This window comes from Niveispirillum sp. BGYR6, from assembly GCF_027568365.1.
Taxonomy (GTDB): domain Bacteria; phylum Pseudomonadota; class Alphaproteobacteria; order Azospirillales; family Azospirillaceae; genus Niveispirillum.
The window spans coordinates 60,123-74,610 of sequence record NZ_JANLNL010000001.1; the positions used below are offsets into that span (position 1 = coordinate 60,123).

Sequence of the window (14,488 nt, forward strand, 5' to 3'; positions counted from 1 at the left end):
TATCAACCTCGATATCCGGCTGGTTCGGTGAAAAGAGTGTGGGCGGCTGCCACCATGGCGGCTTGGCCATCGCGCGGCACGGCGGGCCAGACGACCCCCAGCCGGCGCAAAAACTGTTGTGTGCGATCACTGGCCAGTTCCAGCCGGCGGCCGCGCGCCTGGGGGGAAATCCCGCGATGCAGGCCGAACCCTTCCAGAATTTCCGCCAGGGCGGTTTCCAGGGCGGGCGCGTCGACCGCTGCCGCCACCTTGTCCAGGAAGCAGCCGAAATCCATGGCTGCCACCCGCTCACCGACGCCGTCGGCCCCGGTGATGAAATCGGCCAGCGTGTCGCGCCGAGCATGTTCGACATGGTGGGTCAGGTTGGCCAGGGCGGGGCTTTCCGCCAGGGCCAGCACGGCCTGCGCCACCCTGTCGACATGGCAGAGCCAGAGATGGCTGTCATCGGGCACCGCCCCCAGCCGCGCCAACGCACCCATCAGGCGGAAAAAGGCATTTTCCTTGATGTTGCGCTGCAAGGGGCCGCCATCGGCGGCGAACACCACATTGCCCACCCGGTGAATGCTGGCATTGGCCAGCCGGTCACGCGCCCGCAGCACAAGCCGTTCGGCCTCCTGCTTGCTGCGGACATAGTAATTTTCCTCTTCCCCGTCGGGGGCGGGGTCATATTCAGTGAACAGGCGGAACCCGTCTTCCGGCGGCCGGCCGCAGACCGACAGGGTGGAGATCAGATGCAGGTCGGCCGTGCGCCCGCCGCTGGTCCGGCCATGCTGTTCGGCGAGATCCAGCAGATGCGCCGTCGCCGCCACATTATCGGCCTGGAAATCGCTGTAATGGCCGATATGGCTGACATTGGCGGCGGAATGCAGAATGGCATCCACCGATGCTGCCAGCCCGGTGAAACCGGCCTTGCCCAGCCCCAGATCGGGATGGCGCAGATTGCCCGCCCGCACCGACAGGCCCCCATGGCCCAGCAGGGCGGCCGCACCATCGGTTCCGAAATAATGGGCCACGGCGTTCAGCAGCCGCTGGCGGGCCGCCCCATCATCGGCGGCCCGTACCAGCACCGTCACCGCCCGGTCAGGGCGTTGCAGCAGTTCGCGCAACAGATAGGTGCCGAGATAGCCAGTGGCCCCGGTCAGCAGCACATGGCCGTAATCGGCCCGCTGTCCCGGATCGAAGCCGGCGAAGTGACTGTTCCGCAGTTCATAATCGGCGCGGGCCTGCGCCAGCGTGGCTTCCCGCGCGGCCTCATAGGCGGGAAGTTGATCCCGATAATCCCGCCAATGCCGCCCGGCCGCCCCGATCAGGTCACGCAGGTGATCGGCGCGCGGCCGGCACTGGCGGGCGAAATCGGCCAGCACCGGATGTTCGTAAAGATCATTGATCCGCACGCTGTAATGTTTGCGCAGCCTTGTGATGGTGGCGATGGCCCGCAGGCTGTCGCCCCCCAGATGGAAGAAATCATCCGTCCGTGACGGGGAGGCCCGGCCCAGAATATCGGCCCAGATGGCGGCCACCGCCGTTTCGACACTTCCCTTCGGCGGCTCAGCCGCTGCGGCGCCATTGGCGGTCAGTTCGCCGGCGGCCAGCCGTTCTTCCAGCGTGGCCAGCAGGGCCTTGCGGTCGATCTTGCCGGCCAGATTCACCGGCAGGGCGGGCAGGGCCAGGATGCCGGACGGGATCATATAGCCGGGCAGCCCCCGGCCCAGGAAATCCTGCCAGCCGGCAGCATCGGGCAGCGTCTCTGCCGATCCGCCGGGCACGACGAAGCCCCACAGGCTTTGCGCCCCGTCCGCCGCCTTACGCACCAGCACGGCGGCATGGCGCACGCCGGGATGGCGGGCCAGCGCCTGCTCGATCTCGCCCAGTTCCACCCGCTGTCCGCGCAGCTTCACCTGACCATCCATCCGGCCCAGCACCAGCAGCTGGCCATCGTGGCGCCAGCGGCCCAGATCGCCGGTGCGATACATCCGACCGTGCGGCGTCTGCCGGAAGGATTGTTCCGTCAGGTCCGGCCGGTTCAGATAGCCGATGCCCACGCCGGCCCCGCCAACCCAGATTTCCCCCACCGAACCGGGGGGCACCCGTTCCCCCTGTGCATCCAGGATCAGGATGAAGCTGTTGGGCAGCGGCCGCCCGGCCGGCAGCGGATCATCATCCGGATCAATCCGGCCGATGGCGGCGGCGGCTGTGGTTTCCGTCGGCCCATAGCCGTTGAAATAGGCCAGACGCGCCGCATAGAAGCGGGCATCGGCCGCCACCGGCGGCTCGCCCACCGTCATCAGGAAGCGCAGGGCAGGGAATTCCGCCTGTTCAAACAGACGCAGATAGGAGGGGGCCATGGTGGCCATGGTGATGCCCAGCCGGCCCAGCATCGCCTTCATGCCGGTAATGTCATCCATCTCTGCCTTGGTAGCCGGCACAATGGCGCCGCCTGCCCCCCAAACCATCAGCAGATCGGAAATCCACAGATCGAAGGAGGGGGAGGCGATCAGCAAGGCGCGGTCATCCGGGGTTGCCCCGGTCACCCGCACCAGCCCCAGGGCGAGATTGACCAAGCCGCCCTGCGACAGCACCACGCCCTTGGGCACGCCGGTGGAACCGGATGTGTGCAGGATATAGGCGGGGCTGTCCGACGCCGTTTCCAGCGCGGGCGGGGTGGCGGTATCCGTCAGCGCCATGGCTTCCGGCCGCAGCAGGACCGGGGTCGTTTCCAGCAGGGCCGGCGGCGGGGTCAGCCCGTCCAGTGCCAGCAGCAGGGTGATCCCGGCATTGTCGGCCATGAAACGCAGCCGATCCGCCGGCATCCCATGTGTCAGCGGCATATAGCAGCCGCCGGCCTTCCAGATGGCCAGCACCGCCAGCGGCAGGGTGGCGGAACGTTCCGTATAGACGCCCACCGTCTGGCCGGGGCGCAATCCCTGTTCGATCAGCCGGTGGGCCAGCGCATTGGCGCGGCCTTCCATGGCGGCATAGCTGATGGCGCCGGCCTGGGTGATCAGGGCCGGGCGATCCGGCTGCTGGCGGGCCAGCTGGCTGAAGCGCGCGGCCACGCTGTCGGCCGGGGCCGTCAACCGTTCCCCCTGTTCCCAGGGGGCCAGCCGCGCCAGTTCCGCCGGCAGCAGCCGGGGCAGGGGCTGATCAAGCGGCCGGTCCAGCAGCGCCAGCATTTGGCCCACAAGACCGGTCAGCCAGGCTTCCGCCGTTTCCCGGTCATAAAGGTCGGCCTTGACGAACCAGGAGAGGGAGAGCCCGCCATCGGCCAGCCCTTCATGCACCAGCACCATATCCTGGGCCGGGGCATTGTGGCGCAGATCATAGGCGATCCGGCCCGCCTCTGGCAGAACGCTGCTTTCAGCCGGCCGGAAGCGCAGGGCATCGGGGTTGCTGTCCGTTGCGGTGACGGCCGGGTTCTCCGTCACCGCCATATCGAACAGCGGATAGCGGGCGGGCTGCACCAGCCCCGGATGATCCTGGCGGAAATCGCGGGCGATGCGGGCGAACGGATAGGCGCTGTGGGCCAGCGCATCGGCCAGCATGGACCGGGTGGCGGCCAGGGCTGCCGCTACATCCGTCACACCCGACAGGTGGAAGGCCAGGGGCAGCAGGGTGACGTAATAGCCGACAATCCCCGCCTCTGCCGCGCTGGCGCGGGTGCTGGCGGCGGTGCCCAGCAGGAAATCCTGCCGCCCGGTGCGGCGCCGCACCTCCAGCCCCAGCAGGGTCAGCAACAGGGCGTGCAGGCTGGCACCCTGGCTGCGGGCCAGACGGCGCAGACCCTGGGCTTGATCCGCCGTCAGGCACAGGCGCAGCGTATGGCTGCCCCGGCCGGTGCCGGCGGTGCGGGCTGGCGGCCGGGGGCGGTCGGTCGGCCAGTCGGCAAAACCATCCTCCCCGCTGGCGGCCATTGCCGCCAGTTTCTGCCGCCACCAATCGGCATCGGCCTGCCCGGCCAGCCCCAGCAGATGGGTACGTTCACGCCCGGCACTGTCGGCAAAGCTGCCGCTGGGCGCGGGAAGGCTCTGCCCCGCCAACAGGGCCGTCAGGTCCGCCAGCAGCAACCCCAGCGACGCGCCATCGCCCACCGCATGATGCAGGGCCAGCCAGAAAATCGGCTTTTCCTCCGCCACCTCTGTCAGACCCGCCCGCCAGAGCGGGCCGGTGGCCATGTCGAAGGGCCGGCCCTGTTCGGCCCTGATCTCGGCCAATGCCGTGGCCACATCCGTGGCCCGGCTGATCGTGAAGCGGCCGGGGCTTTCCACCGCCACGATCCGTTTCAGGATGTCCGTCTCTTCGTCCAGTTCATAGCGGGTGCGCAGGGCTGGGTGACGGGCGGTCAAGCCCGTCCAGGCTGCTTCCCATTTGTCGGCGGCGGGGACGGGGCCATCCACCGCCAGGGTCAGGGTGATGGTGAAGCCGCGCGTTTCCAGCCCGGCCTGCTGGGCGGTCCAGAATTCCCGCTCCCCCTCCGTGGCGATGTCGCTGGGCTGGGCCTGGATGACCGGGACAGGCTCGGCCAGATAGGCGGCCACGCGGGCGGCAAAGCCGGCCAGCACCGGATCGGCGAACAGCAACCGCGCCGGCACCGGGCGGGACAACAGCCCTTCCAGCCGGTGGCAGAGGGCAATGGCCAGCAGGCTGTGCCCGCCCAGGCCGAAGAAATCATCCTCCCGCCGCACGGGGCCACTGCGCAGCAGTTCGGCCCACAGCGTGGCGATGGTCTGTTCCAGGCCGGGTTGCGGCGGGGTGCCGCCCGCCGGGCGCTCCTGCATCGACAGGCCAGCCAGCAGGGCGGTACGGTCCACCTTGCCGGATGCGGTGACGGGAATGGCGCTGACCGGCTGTATGGCTGCCGGGATCATATAGGCAGGCAGGATATCGCCCAGGAAAAGCCGCCAGCCGGCGCTGTCGGGCAAGGGCGCATCCGACGCCGCATGAATGAAGGCCCAAAGGCTCTGGCGCTCCCCGGCCTTCCCCTCCACGGCGGCAACCGCCTGGATGATGCCGGGATGGCGGGTGATCGCAGCTTCGATTTCCCCCAGTTCAATGCGGATGCCGTTCAGCTTCACCTGCTGGTCGATGCGGCCCAGCACTTCCAGCCCGCCATCCCCACGCCAGCGCCCCAGATCGCCGGTACGATAGCGACGGCCTTCGGGGGTCTGGACAAAGGCTTTTTCCGTCAGGTCCGGCCGGTTCAGATAGGCCTGGGCCAGGCCGGCACCCGCCAGCCAGATTTCCCCCGTCGATCCCGGCGGCAGGCGGCTGCCGCTGACGGGATCACGGATTTCCACGCCCGTATTGGGCAGCGGCCGGCCGCAATCCAGCCGGTCCGACTGTGCCGCCGACAGGCAGCCCATGGTGGAGGTGATGGCATTTTCCGTTGGGCCATAGGCGTTGAAATAACGCACCCGCCCGGCCAGCCTTGCCACATCGGCCGGCAACGGTGCCTCCCCACCGGTCACCAGGATGCGCAGGCCGGACAGGCTGTCCGTCTCCAGCAGGCGCAGATAGGTGGGCGTCAGGTCAGCGACGCTGATCCGCTGTTCCCGGATCAGGGCGGCGACAGCGGCCGGCTGATCGATCCGGTCGGACGGAACCGGGCAGAGGGCGGCACCGGCGGCCAGCGGAATGCCGATATCGGAAAGCGAGACATCGAAGGAAGGGGCGGCAAAGCCCAGGCAGCGATCCTCCGCCGTCAGCCCATAGGTTTCTACCGCGCCCAGCAGCAGGTTCAGATAGCTGCCATGGCTGACCACCACGCCCTTGGGCTGCCCGGTCGAACCAGAGGTATACAGGATATAGGCCGCATCATCCGGCCCGCCGGCAACGGCCGGTCTCCCGTCCGGGGCCGGTTCGCTGGTGTCGATCTGTGGCAGGTCAAGGCCGGCCGGCGGGGCGATGCCATCCAGCGCCAGCATGGCCACAGCCCCGGCATCGGCCGCCATAAAGCAGAGCCGGTCGGCCGGAAGATCAGCGGTCAGGGGCAGATAGATGGCCCCCGCCTTCCAGATGGCCAGCAAGGCGGCGGGCAGGTGCGCCGACCGGCGGGTCAACACGGCCACCACCTGTCCCGGCTGCACGCCGGCGGCGATCAGCCGATGGGCCAACCGGTTCGCCTGTCGTTCCAGCAGGCCATAGCTGACCGGGCCGTCCGCAGTCAGCAGGGCGGGGCGTTCGGCCTGTCCCGGCTGATCCACCAGCATTTCAAACCAGCGGGCGAAGGTCAGCGGCGGGCGCGGCCGCGCCGGCCCCTGTTCCCAGCCGGCCAATTGCCGCTGCTGGGCCGGCGGCAGGGAGGGGATGGTCGCCTGTGCGCCATGGGCTGCCAGCCAGCGGGCGGCTTCCACCAGCCCTTCCAGCCAGAAGCGGGAGATGTCGACATGATAAAGGGCGGCATTGGTCTGCCAGTCCAGCATCAGGCCGCCATCGACCAGCCTTTCATGGGTCAGCACCATGTCCTGGCCGGGCGGGTTATGCATCCGTTCGTACCCGATCCCGTCGGCCGGCAGGGTCAGCAGCCGTTCCAGCCGCAATTCGTCATCCGCTACCGGGCGCGGGCTGACCGGGTTTTCGGTGATGGCGATATCGAACAGCGGGTAGCGGTCCGGCTGCCGCCGGCCAGGATGGGTGGCCCAGAAATCATGATACATCCGGGCAAAGGGATAGCGGCCATGGGCCAAAGCCGCCGTCAGTTCCTGCGCCGTATGGCGCAGCAGGGAGGCGAAATCACCGGCGTCCCCCGTGGCGCGGAAGGCCAGGGGCAGCATGTTGACGCCATAATGCACCACCGCCGCTTCCGCTGCGGTTTCCGGCAGGGTGGCCGTGGTGCCGATCAGGAAGTCGCCCCGGCCGGTGCGCTGGCGCACAAGCTGCGCCAGCAGCGCCGTCAACAGCGCGTGCAGGCTGGTGCCATGCTGCCGGGCCAAGGCCAGCAGGCTGGCGGTTTCGGCCGCGTCCAGCCGGGTGGTATGGCGATGGCTGCCGGTGATGGCCGTACCGCGCGGCAGGTCCAGCGCCCAGTCATCAAAGGCCGCAGCGGGCAGGGCGGACAGAAGGTCACGCCACCAGCCGGCATCGCTGGCCGCCTCGCCGGCCAGATAGGCCTGTTCGCGGCTGGAAATCATCTCCGGCGTGGCGGTCAGGGAAGGCAAGGGCTCATCCCGCAGCAGCGCCAGCAGCTCCGCCATGATCAGGCCGAGCGAACGGCCATCGCCGGTGGCATGGTGCTGGGCCAGCCAGAACAGCCAGTCGCCATGATCCGCCACATGCACCAGCCCCACGCGCCACAGGGGGGGCTGCGCCAGATCCAGGGGGGCGGCGATGCGGGCGCGGATATGGGCCATGGCCTGGGCATGGTCGGCCTGTTCGGCCAGTTCCAGCGCGGCATCAACCGGCAGAGCCGGCAGGATGTCGCGATAGAGCACACCATCCTCCCCTTCGTGCAGGCGGCAGCGCAGGGCCGGGTGGCGGGCCACCAGCTGGGCCCAGGCAGTGCGCCAGCGGGCGATATCCGGCACCGGCCCGCGCACGCGGCGCACCAGGGGCATGGTGAAGCCGGCCGTGTCCAGCCCGGCCTGCTGCGCGGTCCAGAATTCCCGTTCGCCCACCGTGGCGCGGCGCCCGTCAAAACCGGTGGCGGCACGATCCGTACTGGCGCCCTGCTGCAGGCGGGCGGCGAAATCGGCCAGCACCGGGGCGCTGAACAGGTCGCGGGCGGAGACCGGCCGGCCCAGCCGGCTGGCCAGCTTGTGCGCCATGCCGATGGCCAGCAGGCTGTTGCCGCCCAGGGCGAAGAAATTATCTTCCCGTGCTGGCGGGGCGATGCCCAGCAAACTCGCCCACAGGGCAGCAATATCCTGTTCCAGGCCCGGCAATGCCGGGTTCTTCGTGCTCGTCACCGTTGCCATCGGGGCTGGTGGCGGCGGGGCCGCCCCTTCCAGCAGCCCCGCCAGCTGCAAGGCCGGCAGGTCGGGCCGGGTGGCCAGCAGGGTCAGCCGTTCCACCAGCCCGCCCAGCCAGGCGGCGGCGCTGTCACGGCTGAACAGGCTGGCATTGACGTGCCATTCCAGGGCGATGCCGCCATCGGCCAGCGCCTCATGGATCAACAGTAAATCCTGACCATGGGCGCTGTGCGTCAACTCATAGCCATCCGCGCCGATGCCCAGCCGTTCCAGCCGCACCCCATCAGTTGCCACGGGTGCCGGCGGGTTCTCCGTCACCGCCACATCGAACAGCGGGAAGCGCAGCGGGTCGCGCAAGCCCGGCCGCTGACGCCAGAAATCCGCATAGAGCCGGGCGAAAGGATAGCGCGCGTGCTGCAGCCCGCCCGCCAGCGCCTGCTGTGCCCCGCGCAGCAGGGTCGCCAGCGGTGCCGCCGGGTCCAGCCTCAGCGGCAGGGGCAGCATGTTCACCCCATATTGCACCAGGGCGGCCTCGGCCGCACTTTCAGGGGTGGAGACGCTGGTGCCCAGCATCAGGTGCTGTCGGCCCGTGCGCCGCGCCATTTCCACCGCCAGCAGGGAGACCAGCAGGGCATAAAGGCTGACCGCGTGTTGGCGGGCCAGCCCGCGTAAGCCCTCTGCCAAGGCTGGTTCCAGCACCAGCTGGAAGCGGTGGGTGGCGACATCGGCACCCAGGCGGCGTGGGAAATCCAGCGGCAGGGGCAGGAAAGCCTCATCCGGCACGGCGGCCAGCTGATCGGACCACCAGACGGCATCGGCCGCCAGATCAGGCCCGGAGAGATAGGCCTGTTCACGCGCGGCACTGGTGGCCGGATCGGCCGTCAGCGGCGCCAGCACCTGCCCTTGCAACAGGGCCTGCAATTCAGTGAAAATAAGGCCCAGGGAACGGCCATCGCCAATGGCATGGTGCAGCGACAGCCAGAACAGCCAGCCGCCATCCTGCCCCACCTGCACCAGACCCGCCCGCCACAAAGGCGGCTTTGCCATGTCGAAGGCAAGCAGCTGGTTCTGCCGGATCTGGATGCAGGCGGCATCCAGATCGGCCGCTTCCGCCCAGTGCAGGCCGGCAGCCTTGCCCAAATCCGCTTCCGTGGCGAAAACCCGGCGCAGGGCGCCATCATCGGCGGGGCTGAAACCCAGGCGCAGGCCGGGCTGGCGCTGCACCAGGGCCTGCCATGCCGCTTCCCAGCGTGCCCGTTCGGGCATCGGCCCCATCACCCGGCGGATGGCCGGGATGATATGGCCGGATGTGTCCAGCCCGGCCTGCTGTGCCACCCAGAATTCCCGCTCCCCTTCCGTGGCGCGGTCATCCAGCATCGCAGCCAGCAGGGGGGGCGCCCCTTTGCCCGCTGCCAGCCGGGCGGCGAAATCGGTCAGTACCGGGGCGGCGAACAGGTCACGCGGGGTCACCGGCCAGCCCAGCGCCGGGGCCAGCTGGTGGGCCAGACTGACCGCCAGCAGGCTGGTGCCACCCAGGGCGAAGAAATTATCCTCCCGCGCCACGGGCAGGCCGTCACTGCCCAGGTTCAGCAGGCGGGCCCAGGCGCTGGCAATGCGCTGTTCCAGTGCCCCTTGCGGGGCTGTGCGGCTGGCGGCACCGGCCTGTTCGGGCCGGCGTTCCCGCAGGATGGCCAGCAGGCGCAGCCGGTCCACCTTGCCATTGGGGGTTACCGGGATGCCCGGCACATCAATGATGGTGGCCGGCACCATGTGCGGCGGCAGCCGCCCGGCCAGAAAACCGCGCCATTCCTCGTTGCCAAGCGGGGTGGCATTCGGGTGCAGATGCACGAAGCCGCGCAGCAGCTTGGTGTCCCCGGCCCCCTTATCCACGATCACGGCCGCCTGGCGGACGGATGCATGGGCCAGCAGATGCTGTTCAATTTCCGCCGGTTCCACCCGCTGCCCATGCAGCTTCACCTGATGGTCAATGCGGCCGGCCAGTTCCAGCAGCCCGTCTGCCGACCAGCGCCCCAGATCGCCGGAGCGATAGAAACGCCCTTCGGCCGTATCGATGAAGGCCTTGGCCTGCTGCTGCGGATTGTTCAGATAACCGCCACCGACGCCCACACCACCCAGCCAGACCTCCCCCGTGCAGCCGGGCGGCACCCGCGCGCCATCGGCATCGCGGATGCTGATCACATCACCGGGCAGCGGGCGGCCGACGGGCAGGGGGCGATCGGCCGGATGGTCCGGGGCGATCCGGCCCAGGGAAACGATGATGCTGGTTTCCGTCGGTCCATAGCAGTTCCAAAAGGCGATGCCGGGATGGTGGGCCACATCCTCATGGCTGGGGGCCTCCCCGCCCACCAGCAGCACGCGCATACCGGGGGCATAGGGCTTGTCCTGGCTGACGCGCAGATATGACGGGGCGTGGAAGGCGATGGTGACGCCCAGGTCGCGGTATAAATCCTTCACACCCCAGGGATCTTCGCGTTCGATCCGGGTGACCGGCACCAGCGGCAGCCCGTGCAGCAGGCCCAGCCCCATTTCCCACAGGGAGGCATCAAAGGCCGGGGTGGCGACCAGGGCCACCCGGTCGCCCGGCGTGCATCCTGCGGCTTCCAGCGTCGACAGGATGGCATTGATCATGCCGTCATGCCGCACCTTGGTTCCCTTGGGCGCGCCGGTGGTGCCGGAGGTATAGATGATATAGGCGGTGGCCGTCGGGGCCAGCGGCACGGCGGGGCGGGGCGCATCCCCCGTCAGCTCCGCCGGGCGGATCAGGGTCACCCCGTCCGGCAGGCCGGCCGGCGCCTCGGCACCAGGCAATAACAGCAGATGCCGGGCACCGGCATCGGCCAGGATGAAGGCGACCCGTTCGGCGGGCATTTCCACGGCCAGCGGCAGATGCACCCCGCCCGCCTTCCAGATGCCCAGCGTGGCGGCGGGCAGCCAGGGGCCATTATCGGCCAGCACGCCCACCGGCTGTTCCAGGCCCAGCCCGGCGGCTAACAGGGCCTGGGCGATGCGGTTGGCCTGTGCCTCCAGCAGGGCATAGCTGGTGCTGCCGGTACGGGTGATGATGGCGGGTTGGTCCGGTATCCGGTCGATAATGGCTTCCACCAGCCGGTGGGCGGGCAGGGGCGCGCGAGCCTGCGCCGCCCCTGGTTCCACCCCGTTCAGCCATTGGCGCTCGGCCGGCAGCAGGTCGGGCAGGGGGCCATCCAGCCGGGCGGTATCGGCGGCCAGCCATTCCGCCCAGCCGGCCAGGGCAGTCAGCCAAGCCTCTGCCGTTGCCGGCTGGAACAGGCTGGCATTCCAGACCAGGGACAGCAGCACGCCGCCATCGGTGGTTGGTTCATGGGAGAAGGAGAGGTCCAGCCCGGCGGCGGGGACAGATCCGTCCCCCGCCAATGTCACCGGGGTCAGGCTGCCGCCGGCATCGGCATTGCCGGTGCTGCGGCCGGGATTGGCGGTCAGCGCCACATCCACCAGCCCCATCCGCCCGGCCGGTCGCATGGCCTTTTGCTGCTGGCGCAGATCGCGGATGATGGACCCGGCCGGGTAGAGCCCATGCTTCACGGCGCCGGTCAGGATGGATTGGGCATCCTGCAGCAGCTCGCAGAGCCGCGGCCCCGCCGGCACGGCCAGCGGCAAGGGCAGCAGATTGACGAAATGCCCCAGCTGGTTTTCCGTTCCGGCCGGCCGGGTGGCAATGCCGCTGCCCAGCAGAAGCTGCCGCCGCCCGGTACGCCGCCGCATCTCCATCGCCAGCAGGGCCAGCAACAGCGCGTGCAGGCCGGCCCCCTGGCGGTTGGCCAGGGCCGTCAGCCGCGCCACCAGCCCGGCATCCAGTTGCCGCTGGAAGGCGGGGGCGCTCACCGCCCCCGCCTCATCGGACCGGCGGCGGTCGCCGGGCAATTCCTCAAACGCTTCTTCCGGCAGGGCAGCCAGCTTGTCCAGCCAATAGGCGCGGTCGCGGTCGGCGTCGGGGGAGGCAAGATGCCGCCGTTCCGCCCGCGCGGCCAGCCGGGGGCCATCCAGCGCCGGGGCCAGCGCCCGGCCGGTCAGCAGCGACAGCAGATCCTGCTGCAGCTGGCCGGCGGACATGCCATCAACCAGCGCATGATGCAGCACGAACCAGAACAAGGGGGCGTCATCCCCGATCCGGATCAAGCCTGCCCGCGACAGGGGTGGCTGGGTCAGGTCAAAGGGTTGTGCTGTCTGGGCGGCCACAAAGGCGCCCGCTTCCGCTTCGCTGGCGAAATGCCGGGTTTCCAGCGTTACATCCAGGGCGGGGGCATCGGCTGGCAGGCTGCGCAGCCGTACCGTGCCATCATGGTCGCTGAACAGGCCGGTGCGCAGGGCCGGGTGATGGCGCAGCAGGCTGACCCAGGCATTCTGCCAGTCCGACGCATCGGCCGGCACACCCGAAAGGCGCAGCACCCGGGCGACATGGGCGGCGGCAGGGGGCAGGCCCAGGCTGGCCGCCACCCAAAAATCCACCTGCCCCAGGGTGGCGGCGGGGTTTTCTTCCAGCCCAACGCCTGCCGCGTCTTCTTCCGCCGCTGACAGGCGGCCGGCCAGGGCGGCGATGGTCATGCTGCCCAGAATATCGCGCACGCTGGCCGTCAGCCCAGCGGCCTGCAGGCGCTGGCCCAGCTGGATGGCGATCAGGCTGCTGCCGCCCAGGCGGAAAAAATCATCCTGCCGCCCGATCTGCGCCGCCGACAGCCCCAGAACCTCTGCCCAGATAGCGGCGATACGGCTTTCAAGCGGGCCTTGCGGCGGGCCGCCCTGGCCTTGGCCCCGGTTCCAATCCGTTTCGGCCAGGGCCAGCAGGGCGCTGCGATCCACCTTGCCGGCGCTGGCGATCGGCAATTGCGGCAATGTCAGTACCAGGGCCGGCACCATATAGGCGGGCAGTTTGGCCGACAGTGCAGCCTGCCAATCCAGCTCCGACAGATCAACACCCGGCTTCGGCTCCACAAAGCCCACCAGCCGGCCGCGATGCTGCACGATGGCGGCGGCACGAACACCATCTTGTGCCAGCAATACCCGTTCGATCTCCCCCAGGGCGACCGACTGGCCGGACACTTTCACCACATCGCCGGCCCGGCCCAGGGTCAGCAGCTCCCCCGTTTGGGTCCAGCGGCCAAGGTCGCGGGTGCGGTAGGCGCGGCCGAAGGGGGTGTCGACAAAGCTCTCTGCCGTCAGGTCCGGCTGGTCCAGATAGCCACGGGCGATGCCGGGGCTGAGCACCAGGATTTCACCCTCCGCCCCGGCCGGCACCGGTGCCCCCTGTTCATCCACCAGCAGGATGGTGGTGTTGGGGAAGGGCCGGCCGCTGGGGATCGCCCCTTCATCCGTGGGCGACACCTTGTGCATGGCAAAGGTGCCGCAGAGTTCCGTCGCCCCATGCATGTTCCAGTAATCAACATGGCGGGCATAGTGGCGCGCATCTTCCGGATTTGGCCGCTCGCCGGCCGTCAGGATCAGGCGCAACCCGGCCGGCACCGCGCCGCCCAGCAATTTCAGGTAGGATGGGGTCAGCAGGGCGACACTGACCTGATGCCGGGCCATGCTGTCCAACAGATCGCCCGGCCGGTCCAGCAGGGCGCGACTGGCCGGCACCCAGGCACAGCCCAGCGCCAGGGGCAGGCATAGTTCCCGGAAGCCCAGAATGAAGCTGGGGGCAGACGACAGCAGCAGCCGATCCGTCTCCCGGATACCCTGGGCCAGCGCATGGCCCAGCGCCATGTTCTGGCAGCCGACATGCTGGATCAGCACCCCCTTGGGCTTGCCGGTGGAGCCGGAGGTGAACAGGATGGCGGCCAGCTGGCCGGGCTGGCAGGGCAGGTGCGGACGGCCCCAATCCTGCCGATCCGCATCATCCAGGGCGGGCGGGCGCAGCACCTCAACCGGCCGGCCCTGGCCATTATCCGCCAAAACCGCCAGCAAGGCTGGCGGCGGCTGGTGCCCATCCAGGGCGATCAGCAGGCGGATGCCGGCCTGGGCCGCCATATTGGCCAGGCGCTGTTCCGGCAGGTCGGCCAGCAGGGGCACATAGGTGCCGCCGGCCTTCAAAATACCCAGGAAAGCAATGGGCAGCTGGGCCGACCGGTCCACCAGCACGCCCACCGGCTCTTCGGTTGCAATCTGCAACTGCAAAAGCCGATGGGCCAGCCGGTTGCCCATGCCATCCAGCTGGCCGAAGCTGATGATGCCGCCCGGGGTGATGATGGCCGGTCGTTCCGGATCACGATCCACCCAGGATTCAAAGGATTGGTGCAGGCAAAGGTCAGGCAGGGGCAGGCGGGTGCCATTGCTGAAATCCGGCAATTCCGGGCCAAGCGATGGCGCGTTCAGGCTGTCCGGCATGTCCTTCCCCACATGTTGGGTCATTGGTCAGGTGCCCGCTTGCCGGGCAAGTGATATGAAAAATGTAACCCAAAGATGTGCGCACCATACGCATCCAAAGAGGGAAGTCAACAGGACTCTGATAAAATTAAAAGTCGTTGTTGTTATATGATTATGTCGGGTAAGTGAAAATATGCTCAGCCCAGCGGTTTCGGCAGGGTGGT

The 14,488-nt window shown here is 68.9% G+C and carries 1 protein-coding gene; it reads right to left on the reverse strand.

What is annotated here, in order from left to right:
* Positions 1-2 precede the first annotated feature (2 nt).
* A complete protein-coding gene (locus PCJ49_RS00260; RefSeq protein ID WP_269909180.1) occupies positions 3-14,309 on the reverse strand; it encodes a non-ribosomal peptide synthetase in 14,307 nt (4,768 codons plus the stop codon).
* Positions 14,310-14,488 lie beyond the last annotated feature (179 nt).